Here is an 18844-nt window from a genome sequence, read left to right on the forward strand (position 1 = left end):
CAGCGCGCCTTGGCGGCGCTTTGTCAGGCCATCGAGGCGGGTTCGCTCGATCTCGACCGGCTCGGGCGGCTGCCGGCCGACGATGCGATCGCAGCGATGACGGCCGTTCCAGGCATCGGCCCGTGGACGGCGCAGGTCTACCTGCTTGTCGCGGCGGGGCATACCGACATCTTCCCGGCCGGGGACGTGGCGCTCAGAAGCGCGGTGGCGCACGCCTTCGAACTTGATTCGCGTCCGGACATCAAAGGTCTGGCTGCCATGGCCGAATCATGGAACCCTTGGCGCTCGGCTGCCGCGCGGCTCTTTTGGGCCTATTATCGTGAGATGAAGGGTCTTGAAGCGGCTCCGGCGGCTTGAAAGTCCGGAAAAACGGGGCAAATGTCATATTTGCCGGCGCTGGCAGCGTGATTAGACGCTTCACATTCCTGTCATCACCTGCTTACAGTATCGGCGTCGATCGGTTCGGCCTAGCGAAGGAGCCCAAGGAACGTGACGATCGCTGTATCGCCAGACGGCATGCCCGCTCTGGTGTTGAACGCGGACTATCGTCCACTCAGCTATTATCCCTTGTCACTGTGGTCGTGGCAGGATGCGATCAAGGCCGTGTTCCTCGACAGGGTGAACATCGTCGCCGAGTACGAGCACGCGATCTCGTCACCGTCCTTCACGATGCGGCTGCCCAGCGTGGTCAGTCTCAAGTCCTACGTGAAGCCGTCCCGCTACCCCGCCTTCACGCGGTTCAACGTCTTTCTGCGCGACCGGTTCCAGTGCCAGTATTGCGGGACGCGCGAGGATCTGACCTTCGACCACGTCGTTCCGCGCCGGCACGGCGGGGTCACCTCGTGGGAGAACGTCGTCGCTGCCTGCTCGCCCTGCAATCTCAGGAAGGGCGGCTACATGCCGGCGCAGGCGAAGATGTGGCCGAAACAGAAGCCCTTCCGACCGACCGTCTTCGACCTCCACAACAACGGCCGGCTCTTCCCGCCCAACTATCTGCACGAAAGCTGGATGGACTATCTCTACTGGGATGTCGAGCTGGAGCCGTGAGCCTGCCGTTCTTCTCAGCGCTTGAAAGCGCCGCTGAGGGCGACCGCCGCCAGGATGGCGCTCGCCACCACGTTCCAGCCGGCGAATGAAAGCCCCAGGAAGCGACCGGCAGCCTCGTCGCAGGCAGGCGGAACGACTTCGTTGAGCTGGTCGAGCAGGCTACCGGCGCTCTCGACGGGGGCGACGACGCCGCAATCGGTGGGGCCCGCCCACCAGCCCCATTCGACGCCGGCGTGGTAGGTGCCGAGGCCGAGGCCCCACAGCATGAGGAGGCCGCCGGTAAGCAGCAGGCCGCGGGTGATGACGGGCGGCCAGCGCAGGGCGGCCGAGGTGAGCGCAACGAGCATAACCGGCACGCCGATATAGTAGGGGACGCGCTGCTCTAGGCACAATTTGCAGGGAATAAAGCCGCCGATGTGCTCGAAGCCGAGCGCGGTGCCTACGGTCACCGCCATGGCGAAGGCGAGGAAACCGGCGGCGGCGGTCTGCAGTTTGCCGGTCGGGGGGGTGAGCGACATTACAACCTCAAAAGACGTATCTGACGGCGGCGAAACCGCCGATGAGCAAAACCATGAAAAGGGTGAAAAGAAGGCCCAGGTTCTTCTCGATGAAAATGCGGATCGGCGGGCCGAACATGTAGAGCAGCCAGGAGACGAGGAAGAAGCGCAGGCTGCGCCCGATGATTGAGACGGCAATGAAGACAGGCAGATTGAGCCCGGTCGCGCCGGAAAAGATCGTCAGCACCTTATAGGGGAAGGGGGTGACGGCGGCGAAGAGAACTCCCCATCCGCCCCAGCGGTTGTACCACTCGGCGACCTGCTGAAAGGCGTCCTCCTTCCCGTAAAAGCTCAAGATCGGCTGGCCCACGGCTTCATAGAGAAATGCGCCGATGGCATAGCCCAGAAGGGCGCCCACGACCGAGGCGAGGGTGCAGATGAAGGCGTAGCGCAACCAGCGCGTCCGCTCCGCAAGGACCATGGGGATCAGGAGGACGTCCGGCGGTATGGGAAAGAACGAGCTCTCGACGAAGGAGACGCCCGCGAGCCCCTTTTCCGCATGCCGCGTCGCCGCCAGCGACATGGTGAAGTCGTAGAGTCTGCGAAGCATCGGGAAGCGCCCTTGGATCGAGGCAATCTATGTAGCGGGCCCGCCGGGCAAGCGCAATGGCGCCACTGCGAGGGGAGTTGACGTCACCGCGCCCGGCCTTATAGTCCGCGCCGGCTCACCTGTATCAGGTGCGGCTTCCTCTGTCGGGAGAAGGCCAAAGGCGCACGTGCAGAATGGGTGCAGGGCGCGGAGGTCGGGATCAGCGGCAGAAGTGCGGGCGTGGCGGAATTGGTAGACGCAGCGGATTCAAAATCCGCCGTCGCAAGACGTGTCGGTTCGAGTCCGACCGCCCGCACCACCCCTTCCTTCGCCAAGGCTTCACAGGGTCGCTCGCGGCCCGAGAAGGCTTGCTGCGAACGGGACCAGCTCAGCATCGAGACCGCGCCGTCATGGCGCACCAAAACTCCGCGCAAGCCCGGCCCGGCGATGAGATCGGCCGGGAAGACAGTCACCCACGTTGCTCGTCGAGCACGTGCTCGCGGCAATGGGGCGGCTCTATATGCTGCCGCCGGCGCCGACATACCGGATCAGCGCCGCTGCCGCCGCTTTCACGATGCCTAGACGGTCATTGCAGCACCTTCGCTGCGCTGGCGATCCGGTTTGCCGATTTCCGATTCGGCGACGGGCCAGGCGAACGTGCGGCTTTGGGCCGCCACGCCGTCGACGATGATATGCCCGAGCCCGTGGGAGCAGGTCTCGATCCGGGCTTCGACGTGATAGATCTCGCGCAGCAGCGCCGGCGTTATGATATCCGGCGCCGGCCCGCAGGCGACGAGGCGGCCGCCTGCGACCACCATGGCCTGATCGCAGAAGCGCAGCGCATGGTTGAGGTCGTGCAGTGCAATCAGGACGACCATGCCGCGCGCCCGGGCAAGGTTTCGCATCAGACCGAGCACTTCCACCTGGCGCGACAGGTCGAGAGCCGACGTCGGCTCGTCCATCAGCAGGATTTCCGGCTCGCGCACCAGGGTCTGGGCGAGGCTCGCGAGCTGGCGCTGGCCTCCGGAAAGCTCGCCGATGTTGCGGAACGCGATGTCGGAGATGCCGAGCGCTGTCAGGGCCTCGTCGATGCGGGCGAGATCCTGCTCGTCCACCGACCAACCCGCCCCCTGCTTGCGGGCGAGCAGCACCGATTCATAGACGGTGAGCACCGCGTTGGCGGATGTATCCTGCGGCATGTAGCAGATACTGTCGCGGCCTTTGCGGTTTCCCTCCACGTGCACGATCCCCGGCCCGGGCAAAAGACCGGCCACGCGCTTGAAGAGCGTAGACTTGCCGGCGGCGTTCGGGCCGATGACGGCCACCACGTCGCCGCCTTGGAATTTCGGCGTTGCCACGCCTTCGAGCAGTAGCTTCCGGCCATAGCGTGCGCCGAGGGATTCGAGCCGGATGGTCACCATGAGCGCCTCGTGCCGGAGAGGATGAGGGAGATGAAAAACGGGATGCCGATCAGCGAGGTGACGATGCCAATCGGGAACACCGTGCCGGGTACGAGGGATTTGCTCGCCACGGAGCTGGCCGAGAGGATAAGCGCGCCGGAAAGCGCCGAAGCCGGCAGGAAGAAGCGCTGGTCCTCGCCGATGATCATGCGCGCAATATGCGGGCCGACCAGCCCGATGAAGCCGATCGTGCCGACGAAGGCGACGGGAATGGCGGCGAGAAGGCTGACCAGCATCAAGGTCTCCATCCTGAGGCGCGCCACCTTTATGCCGAAGCTTGCCGCCTTGTCTTCCCCTAGCCTGAGTGCCGTCAGTGCCCAGGCGCGCCGCGCGAAGACCGGCAGGACGGCCGCCAGCACGAACGTGGTGACGGCGAGCTTGGGCCAGGTGGCCTTGGTCAGGCTGCCCATGGTCCAGAAGACGACGGCCGCCAGCGCTTCGGCCGAGGCGAAGAACTGGACCAGCGCCAGCAGCGCGTTGAAGGTGAAGACCAGCGCGATGCCGAGCAGCACGATCGTTTCGACCGTCACCCCGCGCTTGACGCTGAGCAGGTGGATGAGGAACGCGGCCAGCATGGCCATCACGAAGGCGTTGACCGGCACCACATACGCGATCGCCGCCGGGATGAGCGCCACGCCGAAGGCGAGCGCCAGGGCGGCGCCGAAGCTGGCGGCGGCGGAAATGCCCAGGGTGAACGGACTTGCAAGCGGGTTGTTGAGGATGGTCTGCATCTGCGCGCCGGCAACGCTCAGGGCCGCGCCGACGACCACGGCCATCAGCGCCACCGGCATGCGGATCTCCCACAGGACCACCCGCACCTGTTGCGGGACGGCATCCGGGGTGAGCAGCGCCCGCACCACCTCGCCCAGGCCGTAGCGGGCGGGCCCGAGCGCCAGGTCGACACAGAGGCTGAAGAGGAGCGCCGCCCCAAGGCCGGCGAGAATCAGCTGCCGCCGCCAGACGAGGGCGCGGTAGCGCCCGCGCCCGCCGGCGGTCTCGACAGTGGCTGCTATCGCCCTCTCACTCGCCATCGGTAAGCGAGACCCAGTGGCCCGGCTTGTAGGCAACGGGCAGGAAACGCTCGTGCAGTTCCTCGAACGTCGCCTCGGGGTCGAGGTCGGTGAAGAGTTCCGGATGCAGCCACTTCGCCATCTGCTGGATGGCGACGAACTGGTAGGGGCTGTTGTAGAACTGGTGCCAGATGGCGTGAACCTGGCCGTTCTCCACCGCACTGACACCGGTGAAGGCCGGCCGCTCCGTGAGCCCCTCGAGCTTGCGCAGGGCCTCCGCCTGGTCCCGACCGGGGCCGACGCCGACCCAGGCGCCCCCCGGCACGTAGGCTTCCCACCAGCCGCCGGTGATGATGATCTGGTCGGGGTCGGAGGCGATGATCTGCTCCGGGTTCACCGTGCCGAAGGTGCCGGGGATGATCTCCTTAGCGATGTTCGTGCCGCCGGCCATTTCGACGAACTTGCCGAAATTGTCATCGCCGAAGCTCATGCAGCAGTCATCCGAATAGCCGCCGGCGCGTTCGACGAAAACGGCCGGACGTTGCGGATCCGCCTTCTCGATCACGTCCGTCACACGCCTGATCTCGGCCGCGCGCCAGGCGATGAACTCCTCGGCCCGTTCCTCCTCGCCAAAAAGCTTGCCGAACAGGCGCATGCTGGGCTCGGTGTTGGTGAAGGGGTGCTCGCGGAAATCGACGTAGACGAGCGGAACGCCGGCTGCGGCGAGCTTCTCGATATACCGCGCGTCCTCGGTTGCCTGCCTGGACTCGATGTTCATGATGACGACGTCGGGTTCCAGGGAGACCGCCTGTTCGACATCGAAAGTGCCGTCCTTGAAGCCGCCGAAGGTGGGCAGTTCCTCCATCTGCGGGAATTTTTCCAGATAGAATGCGTAATTGTCGGGATCGGCGCTTTTGAAATCGTCGCGCCAACCCACCACCCGCTTGAACGGATCGTCCGGATCAAGTGCGGCCACCAGATAGACCTGCCGGCCTTCGCCCAGGATCACCCGGTCGACGGGAACGTCGACCTCGACGTCGCGGCCCGCGACATCGGTCACCGTGACCGTTTCGGCTCCGGCGACGAGGGTTGTCGACAGGACTGCGACGATGGCCGCTGTGCCGGCTGCGAGTTTATGAAAATTCATGGTGGTCCCGCTTAAAGTTGACTCTGGATCGCGACTTATAAAATACAACTTCTTTTCTCAAGAAATATCTTTTAGAGCGGTTCCAAACTGGTGGACGGCTGGACGGGGATGTCAGGACAGGGCAACTATTCGCTGCGCGACGAGATACGCGACTACTGGTCAGCGCGTGCCGGGACTTTCGATCTTTCGGTGGGGCACGAGATATTCTCGGAAGAGGAACGCGCGGCCTGGCACCGGCTGATCCTCAAGCATCTGGGGCCGGGGGAGCGGCGGCGGGCGCTCGACCTTGCATGCGGCACGGGCGTGGTCTCCCACCTCATGCACGATCTGGGCTATACCGTCACCGGTCTCGACTGGTCGGAGGCCATGCTCGCCAGGGCGCGCGCCAAGGCGGCGGAGCGCAATAGCGATATCCGCTTCCTGCTCGGCGATGCGGAACGCACGCTCGAGGAGCCTGAAAGCTACGACGTGATCGTCGCCCGCCACCTTGTCTGGACCCTCGTCGACCCGCAGGCCGCCTTCACCGAGTGGTTCTCGCTTCTGAAGCCCGGCGGGCGCCTGCTGATCGTCGACGGCGACTTCGTCACCGAGACCTGGGTGAGCCGCATGCGCAGGGTCATCGAGAAGCTCCGTCCCGAAAAGGAGGAACCGTCCGCCCTTGATGCCGAGATGCGGGCGAGACACCACAGCATCCTGTCACGCGTTTATTTTTCCCGGGGCGCCAGAGCGGAGCAAATAAGCCGGCTTGTTTTAGAGGCAGGCTTCCTGGAGCCGGTGATCGATAAGCGCCTCGGCGCCATTCATCGGGCCCAGGCGCGGCATATGGGCTTTCTCAAGGCGCTGGAGCGCGCGGTGCAATACCGTTACGCGATCTGCGCGAGCAAGCGCGCGGAGGTATCAAAGACGTCCCGGGAGCGTCGCCTCAGCGCGGCCGCAACCGGATAAAACGAAGCCGAGGGTGCATGACCCTCCTTTGACACCGATCGGATGCGTGGTGTGGAGGGGACGAAGCCACTCACAGCCGGAAGGCACCGGACGTCTACCCGGGAGCGGGACGCCGCCGCCGACGCCTGCAATCGGATAGAACCGGCAAGCTGGCGCGTCCCTTCACCTCAACGGCGTTTCACCAGCCGGCGGACCCGGTTGCGCAGAAGGCGCATCATATTGCGGGTTTCGCGGTGGAAATGGATCTGCCCCGCGGCCTGGTGGGCGGCCTTTTCGCTGCCCGGCGTCAGGCCGATGACAAAGGTGGCGATCGAGCGACGTTCCGCCCAGAGCCGGCTCATCACCGGATGGTCGGGAACGGCGCACGAATCGGTGCAGTCGATATTGGGATCCTCAAGGTGGCACTTGGTCACCTCGATCATCAGGAGCGTGCCGGGGGAAAACGCCGCGTAACTTTCGTCATAGGCCGTCTTCCATGTATAGGCGACACCCGACTCCACGAAAACGACGATGCAGGCGATCGGTTTTTCATCGAGCGTGAGTGTGTGAATGCGGCAAAGATCGCGCTCGCCCAGCCTGTCGACGGCCTCGCGGGCGAAGGCGGCGCGATAACGGTCCACGGCCATCGCCGTGCGCTCGCGGCCTTTCCAGCCGGAAGCTTCCAGGCTCAGAAAGGTCTCGATGCCGTTCCTGATTTCCTGGGCGGTACGGGCGATGTGGTGTTCCAGCCGGCCCTGCTCGGCCAGTCGGCGCTTGAGGCGCCGGAACTCCCGGTAGTGATGGGTGCGCAGGCTGTTGCGCAGATAGGATTCGCCGTCGAGCGTGCTTTGCAGGAACGGGCGCTCGGCCGTCGCCGCGACCGTCAAGGGTAGATTGGCGGCCTCGGCGGTTGCCCGCAGCGCGGCCGCGAAGGGGCCGTCGAGACGCGTTTCCGGCAGCACCAGCACCTTCGGCAGGCCGAGATGCGGCCGGGCGAGGATGGCGAGGAAATCCTCGATCACGCCCGGCGGATCGTCGAAGTCGACGAGCGGGGTGCCGAGCGGTGCGAAGGGGTTCGACCAGGTGCGCATGACGGCGGCGCCAAGCGGAGTGGCGGGGCGTTCGACCGAGAAAGGTACCAGAAGGCGCAGGCGGCTTCTCTCCTCCGTGCCGTCGCGAATGACGGCAAGCCGCACTTCCCGGTCCTCCAGCCGGGGCATGGCGGGTGCGAGAAAGCGCGGGTTGAAGAAGACGTTCGGCTCTATGGCGCGGGCGCACAGATGGTCGAGCTCGTCGACGAGGTCGAAACCGGCGGAGGCGGAATAGATGGCAAGCTTTCGCAACGGCCGGGTGGAGGAGAAGAGCTCCAGGTCGGCCCCCTCCGGTGTCTCCCGGATGCCGGCAAGATGCCCGACAAGGGCGCCCGAGGCGCCGCCGATCTCTTCGACAATGGGGGTGGCTGCCATCTAGAGCGCCTCCTTTCGTGGTGTCGCCGGCAGGAACACGGCCATAGCGATGCCGAGCCTGCGCCAGACGGTCAGGGAAAGCATTGCGGCCTCGAAAAGCACGGCGACGGTTGTAGCCAATGCGGCACCCCAAAGGCCGAGCGCCGGAATGAGGAGAATGTTCAGGCCGATATTGATCGCCAGGGTCGCCGCATAGACGGCGGCGCAGGCGTTCTGGTGGCCGCTCATCGTCAAAAGCGCCTCGGCCGGTCCGACAGCCGAGCGGCAGACGATCGCCACGACGAGCAGGAAGAGAAGCGGATAGCCGGCCTCGAAGCCCGGGCCGAACAGCATGAGTATGGGTTTGCCCAGGAGGAGAACGACCAGCCCCATGGCGAGAGAAGGCCAGAAGGACCAGGAGACCGTCTCACGGGCAAAGCGCGCCAGTGCCGCCGTCTCGCCGCTGTGCAGGAAGGCGGCGTAGCGCTGCGCCGCGCCCGCCTTCACCGCGAAGGAGACGAAATGGACCAGCGCCAGGGTCTTCACTGCTGCGTAGTAGACGGCGACGTCGGTGGGCGGCAGGAAGCGGCCGACCATCAGCACGTCGGCGTTGGTCAACAGGAAGAAGAAGCCTTCGACGAGGAAGATCGGCAGCGATACCGCGGCCCAATACCGGGGCAGGAAGCGCGGCCGTTCCTTAAGCCCGCGTTCGGCGCGCGTGCCGACGACGGCGAGCTGGACGAGCGTCGTCGCGTAGGTGGCGAGGATCGCGGCGACCATGGCGGTGGTTGCGTTGGGCGTATAGCCGGCGGCGTAGCCCGCCCATAGGAAAACCAGGATGAGCAGCGGGCGCATGAAGTAGGCCGGCGCCATGGCCCACAGCGCCCAGGAATTGGCCCTGGCCACACCCTCGAGCTGGTCGCCGAGCGCGATCATCGGCAGGCAGACGAGACTCAGGTAGAAGGGCACCACATAATAGCTTTCGATCCACCCCTGCAGGAACCAAATGCCGAGCGCGCCGAGTGCGGCACAGGCGCTGGAGAACAGCAGCACGAAGAGACGGCCGGCGATGAGAATGCCGCGCAGCTCCGCCATCTGGCCGCGCGCACGATACTCCGGGATGAAACGGATGACGGAGGTGTCGAGCCCGAGGCAGGAGATGCTGCCGAGGATGATGACCGTCACCCAGACGAGAACGAAGATGCCGTATTCGAACCCTCCCATGTAGCGGGCGAGCAGCACCTGGCTCAAAAAGGCGATGGCGGCGTTCACGATGCGCGCCAGGAAGACGATGATCGTCATGCGCCCGGCCTCGCCGCGCGCGTCGGGCGAGCGCATCAGCGTATCGAAACGCTCCGCCCAGGGCCGCGCACGCGCGGCCAGCCGCCCCGGCAGGAGACGTTCTGCAGTCGTTGCTGCTGAGAAGCGCACGCACTACTCTCCGCTTCACATTGACGGGGCGTTCTAGCGCAGAGTCTTTAAGAGCACGTTGCGAAAAGGGTGGGGGGGTCAGCTGCCCGCGTTATCCCGGCCGATCGCGGGGGAGCCTTGGACCTGCCGGCCGTGGAACCGTCGAACATGCGGTTCCCAGCCGCAGCAGCACCGTTGTTTGCTGCCGGAGGCCGGCCGGGATGATGATCCGGCGCTCTACGCAAATGCCCCGTGGCAGTGCTTGTACTTCTTGCCGGAGCCGCAGGGGCAGGCTTCGTTGCGGCCGACCTTGCCCCAGGTGGACGGATTTTTCGGATCGCGCTCCGCAGCCGGCACGGTGCCCGTCTCGGCGCGGGCCAGGGTCATCGTGTCACCGTCGAACTCGTCCTCGCCGGTGGTCTCGTCGACGTGATGGGCTTCCATGTCAGGTGTTTTCGGCGGCGGGGCGTCGGCGGCCTCGCGCACCAGCTCCACGCGCATGAGCTGCGCCGTCACCACCTGGCGCAAATTGGCCAGCATCGACTGGAAGAGCTCGAAGGATTCGGTCTTGTATTCGTTGAGCGGGTCGCGCTGGGCATAGCCGCGGAAACCGACGACCGACCGCAGATGGTCGAGATTGACGAGATGCTCGCGCCACAGGTGGTCGAGTGTCTGGAGCAGGATCGATTTTTCGACATAGGTCATGATGTCGGGACCGAAGCGCTCGGCCCGCTCGGCCGCAGCCTTGTCGGCGGCCTCGGTGATGCGGGCGCGGATGTCGTCCTCGGCGATGCCTTCTTCCTGAACCCACTCGTCGATGGGCAGGTCCAGATTGAGGCTCGCCAGCACGCCTTCCTTGAGCCCCTTGGCGTCCCACTGCTCGGCATAGGCCTTTTCCGGGATGTGCCGGTCCACCAGTTCGTCGATGACATCCTGGCGCATTTCGGCGACGGTCTCGGAGAGGTTCTCGCCATCCATCAGTTCGATCCGCTGCTCGAAGACGACCTTGCGTTGGTCGTTCATCACGTCGTCGAACTTGAGCAGGTTCTTGCGGATGTCGAAGTTGCGCGCCTCGACCTTCTTCTGGGCCTTTTCCAGCGCCTTGTTGATCCATGGATGGACGATGGCCTCGTCCTCCTTCAGCCCCAGCTTCTGCAGCATGCCGTCCATTCGGTCGGAGCCAAAGATGCGCATGAGGTCGTCCTGGAGCGACAGGTAGAACTTGGAGCGGCCGGGGTCACCCTGGCGGCCGGAACGGCCGCGAAGCTGGTTGTCGATGCGGCGGCTCTCGTGGCGCTCGGTGGCCAGCACGTAGAGGCCGCCGGCGGCAATAGCCTTTTCCTTCAGCCGCTGCACATCCTCGCGGATGGCCTTTTCCTTCGCTTCGCGTTCGGGCCCTTCAGGCATGTCGCCAAGCTCGTCGGCGATGCGCATGTCGGGGTTGCCGCCGAGCTGGATGTCGGTACCGCGGCCGGCCATGTTGGTGGCAATGGTGATGGCGCCGGGCTTGCCGGCCTGGGCGACGATGGAGGCCTCGCGCTCATGGTGGCGGGCGTTCAGGACCTCGAAATCCTTGATGCCTTCCTTGCGCAGCCTTTCGGCCAGATATTCCGACTTTTCGATCGACGTGGTGCCGACCAGGATCGGCTGGCCCTTCGCCCGCGCCTCCTTGATCTCATTAACGATCGCCCGATACTTCTCCTCGACCGTGCGATAGACCTCGTCGTCCTCGTCGAGGCGCTGGACGGGCAGGTTGGTCGGGACCTCGGCCACATCGAGACCATAGATGTTGCCGAACTCCTCCGCTTCCGTCGACGCCGTGCCGGTCATGCCGGCGAGCTTGTCGTACATGCGGAAATAGTTCTGGAAGGTGATGGAGGCCAGCGTCTGGTTCTCGGGCTGGATCTTGACGTGCTCCTTCGCCTCGAGTGCCTGATGCAGGCCTTCCGAGTAGCGCCGGCCGGGCATCATGCGGCCGGTGAACTCGTCGATGATGATGAGATCGCCGTTGCGGACGATATAATCCTTGTCGCGCTGGAAGAGCTTGTGCGCCTTGAGAGCGTTGTTGAGGTGATGGACGATGGCGACGTTCTCGACGTCGTAGAGCGACTCGCCCTTGAAGAGGTCCGCCTCGCGCAGCAGCTCTTCCACCTTTTCCGTGCCTTCCTCGGTGAAGGTGGCGGTGCGCTGCTTCTCGTCGATTTCGTAGTCGCCCTCGTCAAGCTTAAGGATGAAGGAGTCGATCGTGGTGTAAAGCTCGGACCGGTCGTCGAGCGGGCCGGAAATGATCAGCGGCGTGCGGGCTTCGTCGATCAGGATCGAGTCCACCTCGTCGACGATGGCGTAGTAGTGGCCGCGCTGCACCATCTGGGTGCGCTCATATTTCATGTTGTCGCGCAGGTAATCGAAGCCGAGCTCGTTGTTGGTGCCGTAGGTGACGTCGCAGGCGTAGGCCGCGCGGCGCTCGTCGTCGGACAGGCCGTGCACGATAACGCCGGTGGTCAGGCCCAGGAAGCCATAGAGCTTGCCCATCCATTCGGCGTCGCGGCTGGCTAGGTAGTCGTTGACCGTGACGACATGCACGCCCTTGCCGGTCAGCGCATTCAGGTAAACGGGGAGCGTCGCCACCAGGGTCTTGCCTTCGCCGGTCTTCATCTCCGCGATGGACCCCTCGTGCAGCACCATGCCGCCGATGAGCTGAACGTCGAAGGGACGCAGCCCGAGCGCCCGGCGCGAGGCTTCCCGCACCGCCGCGAAGGCGGGCACCAGGAGATCGTCGAGGCGCGCGCCGTCGGCCAGCTTCTTGCGGAATTCCTCGGTCTTGCCGCGCAGCGCCTCGTCGGAAAGCGCCTGCATCTCGCCTTCCAGAGCGTTGATCGCTTCGACACGGGGGCGGGAGCCTTTGATGCGGCGCTCATTGGCTGAGCCGAAAATCTTGCGGGCGATACCGCCGAAACCGACCATTATCTGGTCCTTTCAATTCGCGATGCGCCGATGGCTGGTCACCGGCTCGTTTCGCCAGTTATACCCCGGCGCGAACTAACAGCTGAAGGCGCGCCCGGAAACGGTGGGGTTCTGGACGCAGGGTCGAAGGAGAGATAAGAGGGGCTACCCACGATGTCAACTTCGCGCCAAACCCGCGCTGGACCGCAAAAATCCGCCATATTCATGGTCGCTTTGAAGGGTGCGCCATACGTCCAAGCAGACGCCCCGAGACCCAGGACTGGAGAAATTCCCATGAACAGATCTTTCCGCCGCTTTTTCGTTGCGCGCGCCGGCGCGGTGGTGCTGGCTGCCGCTTTCGGCGCGACACCGGCGCTGGCGCAGGATGACGGCGTCGTCGCTACGCTGAACGGCCAGCCCATCACCGAGGCCGACCTGGCTCTGGCCGAACAGGAACTCGTCCCCCAGGCCGGACAGATGCCCGAGGAGCAGCGCCGCGCGGCCGCCCTTTCGGCGATCATCGATGTGCGGCTGTTCGCCTCGGAGGCCGAGGAGAAGCAGATCGACGAAAGCGAGGACTTCCAGCATCGGATGGAATTCCTGCGCAACCGCGCGCTCCATAGCGCCTTCGTCGACCAGAACGTGGTTCAGAGCATCACCGAGGAGGAGATGCGCGCCCGCTATGAGGCGGAGGTCGCCAACCTGCCGCAGGAGGAAGAAGTCCGCGCCCGCCACATCCTTGTCGAGACCGAGGAAGAAGCGAAGAATATCATCCAGCAGCTCCAAGAAGGGGGCGATTTCGCCGAAATCGCCGAGGAGCATTCGCAGGACGGCTCGGCCGCGCAGGGTGGCGATCTCGGTTATTTCACCCAGGGACGCATGGTGCCGGCCTTCGAAGAGGCCGCCTTCGCCCTGGAGCCCGGCAGCTACACGCAGGAGCCGGTCGAGACGCAGTTCGGCTGGCACGTGATCAAGGTCGAGGACAAGCGCATGCAGGAGCCGCCGGCGTTCGAGCAGGTGCAGAACCAGATCCGCTCGCTTCTCGTGCGCGACAAATATGTCGAGCAGCTGGGCGCGCTGCGCGAGGCGGCCGAAGTGGAGATCCCGAACGAGGAACTGAAGTCCTCCGTGGATCAGCTCTTCCAACAGCAGATGGGCGCCGCCGAGGCGGAGGCCGAAAGCCCGGCCCCGGATGGCGAGAGCCAGCCGTAGGCGGTTTCGCCCCTTCGCTTTTCAAGCCGTGGGAGTGCATGCTTCCGCGGCTTTTCTGGACGGCGATAGAGTCCGAATTGTTTTCATGACCGGGAACGAAAGTCGGTCCAGATCTTGAACTGCGCTATCGTTCCGTATCCACCCGCTCGTGGGCCGCGCCGCGTACAATGATGCGCATGACGTCGCCCAACTCCTCCTCGCTTGCCTCTCCGCGATCGGTGAAGAGCCGCGTCCAGACGAAGGACTGGACGAGTTCGGCGACCAACTCCGGATCGATGTCGGGAGCCACATCGCCCCGGTCCTGCGCCCGCTTCACCATTCCGGCCATATAGGTGCGGCGGTCGAGCGCATACGCCTTCACACCCTCGGCAGCGACCTCGTCGTGCTGCGCTTCGGCTAGGATCGAACGAAAGATCTGCCCCGACGGGTTTGCGCGCCAGTAATGAAGGATCATGCCGGCAAAGCGCGCCAGGTCCTTTTCAAGATCTCCGGTGTCCGGGAACGGGAAATCTCCCTTCTGCCGCCGGTAGACGTCGAGCAGCAGGTCGGCCTTGCCGCGCCACCAGCGATAGATGGTGGGCTTGCCCGCCCGGGCGCGCCGGGCCACCGCTTCGATGGAGAAGCCGGTATAGCCCGCTTCCTGCAGGACCTCCTCTGCGGCCTCCAGGATCGCCTCTTCCGTTTCCGGATTGCGGCGGGCGCCGATCGAGCGGCGAGCCGGCTTGTCGTCTTCCTCGTCCATCGGCTCCTCCAAATTTCCTGCGGCAACCGTAGCATGATCCCTTGACGAAACGAAACGATGCGTTTTATATAACGATACGTTCCGTTTCTATTGGAGGCAAATCATGACTGATCGCAGTCCCCGCTCCGCCGCCACGGCCACGCGCTTTTCGCGGACCCGCTTTGCCGCGCTCGTATTTGCGGGTGTCTACCCGCTGGTCACAGGCATCCTCTATCTCGTCTTTCCGCTCACGGAAGGATGGCTGCTTTGGCAGCGCACGCTCGTGATTGTCCCCATCATCGTGTTCGCCATGATCTGGGGGCTTATTCCCTTCGTGCAGCGGACATTCCGCGGTTTTCTCAATCCGCCGCTACGCCAGTGAAGGACGGTTTCGGCTTGCGTCGGCTGCTGCGATGGGGCAGAGGGGCGTTAGACAACGCTTCTGTTCCCGGACATGCCATGCCAGCAGCCGTCTCGCCGCTCGCGCCGAAACGTTACCCGCAAATGCCCATCATAGAAGGGGTGCGCATCGCCACCGCCGAAGCCGGCATCAAGTACGAGGGCCGCAAGGACCTGATGGTGATGGTGTTCGAGGAGGGCACCGAGGTGGCGGGCGTCTTCACCCGCTCCAAATGCCCTTCCGCGCCGGTGGAATATTGCCGGCGCAATCTTTCCGGCGGGCGGGCGCGCATTCTCGTCGTCAATTCGGGCAACGCCAACGCCTTTACCGGCCGCAAAGGGCGTGAGGCGACGGCATTGACGGGCGGGGCCGCCGCACGGGCGGCGGGTGCCGGCGAGGGCGAGGTGTTCCTTGCGTCGACGGGCGTCATCGGCGAGCCGCTCGCGGCGGACCGCTTCGCTCATCTGCTTGGGAACCTGGTCTCGGAAGCCCGGCCACAGGGCTGGGACGAGGCGGCACGGGCGATCATGACCACCGACACCTATCCCAAGATGCTCACGGCGACGGCGCGGCTGGGCGAAGCCGAGGTCACCATCAACGGCATCGCCAAGGGCGCCGGCATGATCGCACCCGACATGGCGACCATGCTTTCCTTCGCGGCGACCGACGCGCCGATTGCCGCGCCCGTCCTGCAAGAGCTTCTTTCCAAGGCGACGGCGAAGACCTTCAACGCGGTCACGGTGGACAGCGATACGTCGACGAGCGACACGCTCATGCTGTTTGCCACCGGGCAGGCCGCCGCGCACGGCGCGCCCCGGATCACGGATGTCCGGGATCCCCGGCTCGTGCCCTTCCGCCGCGCGCTAGGGCGGCTGCTCAAGCAGCTTGCGCTGCAGGTGGTGCGTGACGGGGAGGGCGCACGCAAACAGGTGGAGGTGACGGTCACGGGCGCGAGGTCCGCGCGTTCGGCCAAGCGCATCGCGCTCTCCATCGCCAATTCCCCACTGGTCAAGACTGCGATCGCCGGCGAGGATGCCAATTGGGGCCGCGTCGTGATGGCCGTCGGCAAGGCCGGCGAGCCGGCAGAGCGCGACCTGCTCGCCATCTGGTTCGGCGACATCCGCGTGGCCCACGAGGGTGAGCGGGATCCGGACTACTCGGAAGAACAGGCCTCGGCCTATATGAAGCAGGACGAAATCACGATCCGCGTCGATCTCGGCATCGGCCGCGGCAAGGCCACGGTCTGGACTTGCGATCTCACCAAGGAGTATGTCGCCATCAATGGCGATTACAGGAGTTGATGGTCGAGGTGGGGCGCAAGGCGAGCGAGAAACTGGCTGACATCCGCCGCTTCGAGGCGGCGGGGTTCCGTGCCTGGCCGGCCACCTCCGTCCATTATGACGGAGCCTGGGCGGTGCGGCTGACGGCCAGCCACCCGGCGGGCCGGCTGAATTCGGTCAATCCGCTCGATCCCGGGGACGACCGCAATCTCGACGAACGCATCGAACGCCTGGCGCGCCGCTTCGAGGCTTACGGGCGGCCGCTCACCTTCCGCATTTCGCCGCTCGCCGCGCCCGCCATCTCCGCCCATCTGGACGAACTAGGCTGGACGACGCTGCGGCCTTCGCTGGTCATGCGCATGCCGCTCACCGAGCGGGCCGTCGGGCAAGCGATGCACCAGATCCCGCTCAAGGACCTGAACCGCTTCGTCTCTGCCGCCTTCCAGGTGCATGGCTATGAGGCGGAGCTGCGGCCCGGCTTCACCGAGGTGGTCAGCGCGATCAAGGCGGATGCCGGCCTCTTCGTCCTTGAAGACCAGGACAGGCCGGTGGCGACCGCCATCTGCGTCCATGACGGCCGCCTGGCGGGGCTGTTCGAGATCGCCACGTCGGCCGCCCAGCGCGGCAGAGGGTTCGGACGGCGCACCATCACCTCGGCGCTCAAATGGGCCCATTCGCACGGTGCGAAGGAGGCGTGGCTGCAAGTGGAGGCGGACAACGAGGCCGCACTCGGACTTTATCGGTCGCTCGGATTCACCGAACTCTACCGCTACCACTACCGCCAGCCGCCGCGCGAGGGCTGAGCCCATGGACATTCCCGTGAAACCGGTCCTGCTCGTCGCTGCATGTGCCCTGATCGATCCCGACGGTCGCGTGCTGATCGCGCAGCGGCCAAAGGACAAGCCCATGGCCGGGCTGTGGGAGTTTCCCGGCGGCAAGGTGGAAGCCGGCGAGGCGCCGGAAGACACGGTCGTGCGGGAGCTTCACGAAGAACTCGGCGTCGAGACCAAGAAGGCATGCCTGGCACCGCTCACCTTCGCGAGCCATACCTATGAGGATTTCCATCTCCTCATGCCGCTCTATGTATGTCGGCGCTTCTGGGGAATACCGGGGCCGCGCGAAGGGCAGGCGATCAAATGGGTGCGCCCGCAGCGATTGCGTGAATACCCCATGCCGCCGGCCGATGCGCCGCTCATCCCCTTCCTGATCGACCTGCTCTAGCAGCGCACGACGTTAATCGTTCCTTTAGCCGAAAGTGCGAATTTTAGCCTGCGGCGGCCGGCCGCAGGACAGCAACCAGCATGGCTGGAGGGGCGATGCACTCGCAAAACGACGAATCCAGTGGCCGCAGAGGTTGGGCGCGCGTCAGCAGCGCAGGTGCCGGTGCGCTGAGGGTTACGCTGTTGTTCGGCTCCGTGGCGCTCGCGCTCGCGCTTCTGCTCACTCCGCTCCTGGAGCGTAAGACGCACAACACGGCGGCTTTCGATACGCGGCTCGATAACGTCAAGACCGGTTCGGTCGGGCGGGGGCGCAGCGCCTATACGGTGCGCCGCAGCGTGCTGCAGGCTTCGCCGGACTCGGTCTGCATCATCAGCGCCGACGGCAGCAGGCGCGGCGACTGCTGACCGTCATCGTCAAACTTTCTTAACGGCTTGCTGTCAGCTTGCATGGCGATCGGCGCGAGGCTGCGATGTTGAAAGAGTTCGTGAGAAGCAACAAGGGCGCCACCGCGGTCGAATGCGCGCTGATCGCCGGTATCCTGGCGCTTGCGATCATCGCCAGCGCCACGGAGCTCGGGCGGCTCGTGGGGGAAGCCTATGGCGGCCCGGGGCAGAGCCTCGCCACTGCGGTGCGATAGCCTTTTCCTTAACCCTCGTCCTTTCCGCCGGACAGGGCGCTTTTCAGGGAGACCTTGGCGCTGCCCGGCTTCAGCGGTTTCTGCTGGGAAGCGTCCGGTGCCCAGCCGGACATCCAGACGATGTTGAAGGTTGCGCGGATGCGCCCGTCGGGATCGGCGAACCGCTCCTGGTAGATCTCCGCAGCGCGCAGGAACAGGCCGCGCGTCGCCGGCCGGCGGCTGCGCTCGGCGAGCGCGCTGGTGGCACCCATGGCGCGCAGGTCGCGCATCAGGTCGAACATGGTGGAATAGCGAACCGTCAACGTGTCGAGATCGGTGACGGGCAGGGCGAAGCCCGCCCGCTGCAGGAGCGCACCGGTATCGCGTACGTCGGCGAAGGGGCTGACGCGCGGTGCGGCGCCGCCGCTGATCTCGGTTTCCGCCTGAAGCAGGCTCTCGCGCAATTCCTGGAGCGTGCCGGCGCCGGCCAGGGCGGCGAGAAACAGGCCGTCGGGCTTCAGGGCCTGCCGGATCTGCAGGAGCAGGCCGGGCGTGTCGTTGGTCTCGTGCAGCGTCAACAGGGAGACGGCCAGGTCGAGGCTCTCCGCCGGCAACGGCACGGTTTCGTGCGCGGCGAGCCGGCCCTCATAGCCGCCGTCCAGAAGGCGTTCGTCGGCTTCCACGCGCACGACCTCGTCCGCCTTGCCGCTTTCGATGATGGCATCGGCGGCGTCTGCGGTGAGGCAGAAGACGGCGGCCGCGCGCGGGAAGCGCCGCTCCACCGTCGCAAGGCGGTCCATGAGGTCTTCCGCGGCGCGGCGCATGAGGAAACCGGCGCCTTCCTCGCGCGCAGCGAGAGCGCGTCGCTTCCGCGCGCGCAGGAGTTCGGGGTCGAAGATCAGGTCCATTCGTCGCTTTCCGT

Annotated in this window: 19 protein-coding genes, 1 tRNA gene and 1 pseudogene; 11 read left to right on the forward strand and 10 right to left on the reverse strand. The window is 65.3% G+C overall.

Translation table 11 applies throughout. The features are described 5' to 3' along the window. Together ACFP9U_RS09865 and ACFP9U_RS09870 are read left to right on the forward strand one after the other, a co-directional pair. The coding region (locus tag ACFP9U_RS09865; protein ID WP_378621006.1) for a DNA-3-methyladenine glycosylase family protein at positions 1–357 on the forward strand (357 nt) is incomplete at its 5' end. A 132-nt stretch (positions 358–489) separates the two neighbouring features. Beyond that, a complete protein-coding gene (locus ACFP9U_RS09870; protein WP_378621008.1) occupies positions 490–1047 on the forward strand; it encodes an HNH endonuclease in 558 nt (185 codons plus the stop codon). 14 nt (positions 1048–1061) lie between these two features. Here the strand turns inward: ACFP9U_RS09870 and ACFP9U_RS09875 are convergent, their stop codons facing one another. Further along, positions 1062–1565, reverse strand: coding sequence for a disulfide bond formation protein B (locus ACFP9U_RS09875; RefSeq protein ID WP_378621009.1), 504 nt, complete (start codon positions 1563–1565; stop codon positions 1062–1064). Between the two features lie 7 nt (positions 1566–1572). Then, a complete protein-coding gene (locus ACFP9U_RS09880) occupies positions 1573–2154 on the reverse strand; it encodes a YqaA family protein (protein ID WP_378621011.1) in 582 nt (193 codons plus the stop codon). Between the two features lie 213 nt (positions 2155–2367). Here ACFP9U_RS09880 and ACFP9U_RS09885 point away from each other — a divergent pair. Continuing rightward, positions 2368–2452, forward strand: a tRNA-Leu gene (locus ACFP9U_RS09885). A 352-nt stretch (positions 2453–2804) separates the two neighbouring features. On the opposite strand, the pseudogene ACFP9U_RS09890 reads toward ACFP9U_RS09885, so the two are convergent. The 3 genes and pseudogenes from ACFP9U_RS09890 to ACFP9U_RS09900 all read right to left on the reverse strand — a co-directional run. Then, positions 2805–3554: pseudogene (locus tag ACFP9U_RS09890) on the reverse strand (ABC transporter ATP-binding protein); the annotation flags it as partial. Next, entirely contained in the window at positions 3548–4624 is a 1077-nt protein-coding gene (locus ACFP9U_RS09895) for a FecCD family ABC transporter permease (protein WP_378621012.1), read from the reverse strand. The pseudogene ACFP9U_RS09890 and the gene ACFP9U_RS09895, both read right to left, overlap by 7 nt. Then, positions 4614–5750 carry an ABC transporter substrate-binding protein gene (locus ACFP9U_RS09900; RefSeq protein ID WP_378621014.1) on the reverse strand — a complete coding sequence of 379 codons (1137 nt, stop codon included), beginning with the start codon at positions 5748–5750 and terminating at the stop codon, positions 4614–4616. Before ACFP9U_RS09900 ends, ACFP9U_RS09895 begins: the two co-directional genes overlap by 11 nt. Before the next feature lie 108 nt (positions 5751–5858). On the opposite strand from ACFP9U_RS09900, the gene ACFP9U_RS09905 reads away from it, so the two are divergent. Continuing rightward, entirely contained in the window at positions 5859–6695 is an 837-nt protein-coding gene (locus tag ACFP9U_RS09905) for a class I SAM-dependent methyltransferase (RefSeq protein WP_378621015.1), read from the forward strand. A 167-nt stretch (positions 6696–6862) separates the two neighbouring features. On the opposite strand, the gene ACFP9U_RS09910 is transcribed toward ACFP9U_RS09905, so the two are convergent. From ACFP9U_RS09910 to secA, 3 genes are all read right to left on the reverse strand, one after another. Further along, positions 6863–8140, reverse strand: a complete 1278-nt coding sequence (locus tag ACFP9U_RS09910) for a GNAT family N-acetyltransferase (RefSeq protein ID WP_378621017.1) — start codon at positions 8138–8140, stop codon at positions 6863–6865. Beyond that, entirely contained in the window at positions 8141–9550 is a 1410-nt protein-coding gene (locus ACFP9U_RS09915) for a lipopolysaccharide biosynthesis protein (RefSeq protein ID WP_378621018.1), read from the reverse strand. It lies immediately after the preceding gene. Positions 9551–9766: 216 nt separating this feature from the next. Then, positions 9767–12493, reverse strand: a complete 2727-nt coding sequence (gene secA / locus ACFP9U_RS09920; RefSeq protein WP_378621020.1) for a preprotein translocase subunit SecA — start codon at positions 12491–12493, stop codon at positions 9767–9769. A 273-nt stretch (positions 12494–12766) separates the two neighbouring features. On the opposite strand from secA, the gene ACFP9U_RS09925 reads away from it, so the two are divergent. Continuing rightward, the gene (locus ACFP9U_RS09925) at positions 12767–13684 is read left to right on the forward strand and encodes a peptidylprolyl isomerase (protein WP_378621022.1); all 918 of its coding nucleotides are present in this window, start codon (positions 12767–12769) and stop codon (positions 13682–13684) included. A 124-nt stretch (positions 13685–13808) separates the two neighbouring features. Here the strand turns inward: ACFP9U_RS09925 and ACFP9U_RS09930 are convergent, their stop codons facing one another. After that, positions 13809–14426 carry a TetR/AcrR family transcriptional regulator gene (locus tag ACFP9U_RS09930; RefSeq protein ID WP_378621023.1) on the reverse strand — a complete coding sequence of 206 codons (618 nt, stop codon included), beginning with the start codon at positions 14424–14426 and terminating at the stop codon, positions 13809–13811. A 103-nt stretch (positions 14427–14529) separates the two neighbouring features. Between ACFP9U_RS09930 and ACFP9U_RS09935 the strand changes: the two genes are divergently transcribed. From ACFP9U_RS09935 to ACFP9U_RS09960, 6 genes are all read left to right on the forward strand, one after another. After that, entirely contained in the window at positions 14530–14787 is a 258-nt protein-coding gene (locus ACFP9U_RS09935) for a hypothetical protein (protein ID WP_378621025.1), read from the forward strand. A gap of 77 nt (positions 14788–14864) precedes the next feature. After that, positions 14865–16106, forward strand: a complete 1242-nt coding sequence (gene argJ / locus ACFP9U_RS09940) for a bifunctional glutamate N-acetyltransferase/amino-acid acetyltransferase ArgJ (RefSeq protein WP_378621026.1) — start codon at positions 14865–14867, stop codon at positions 16104–16106. Continuing rightward, positions 16106–16888: a GNAT family N-acetyltransferase gene (locus ACFP9U_RS09945; RefSeq protein WP_378621028.1), complete on the forward strand. Its 783-nt coding sequence runs from the start codon at positions 16106–16108 to the stop codon at positions 16886–16888. Before argJ ends, ACFP9U_RS09945 begins: the two co-directional genes overlap by 1 nt. Before the next feature lie 4 nt (positions 16889–16892). Next, positions 16893–17306: a (deoxy)nucleoside triphosphate pyrophosphohydrolase gene (locus ACFP9U_RS09950; RefSeq protein WP_378621029.1), complete on the forward strand. Its 414-nt coding sequence runs from the start codon at positions 16893–16895 to the stop codon at positions 17304–17306. A 95-nt stretch (positions 17307–17401) separates the two neighbouring features. Further along, positions 17402–17710: a hypothetical protein gene (locus ACFP9U_RS09955; protein WP_378621031.1), complete on the forward strand. Its 309-nt coding sequence runs from the start codon at positions 17402–17404 to the stop codon at positions 17708–17710. 65 nt (positions 17711–17775) lie between these two features. After that, the gene (locus ACFP9U_RS09960) at positions 17776–17943 is read left to right on the forward strand and encodes a Flp family type IVb pilin (protein ID WP_378621032.1); all 168 of its coding nucleotides are present in this window, start codon (positions 17776–17778) and stop codon (positions 17941–17943) included. Positions 17944–17951: 8 nt separating this feature from the next. On the opposite strand, the gene ACFP9U_RS09965 is transcribed toward ACFP9U_RS09960, so the two are convergent. After that, positions 17952–18830, reverse strand: a complete 879-nt coding sequence (locus ACFP9U_RS09965) for a methyltransferase domain-containing protein (protein ID WP_378621033.1) — start codon at positions 18828–18830, stop codon at positions 17952–17954. Positions 18831–18844: the final 14 nt, after the last annotated feature.

The sequence above is a fragment of the Nitratireductor sp. GCM10026969 genome (genome assembly GCF_042660605.1).
In the GTDB taxonomy this organism is placed as follows: Bacteria; Pseudomonadota; Alphaproteobacteria; order Rhizobiales; family Rhizobiaceae; genus Chelativorans.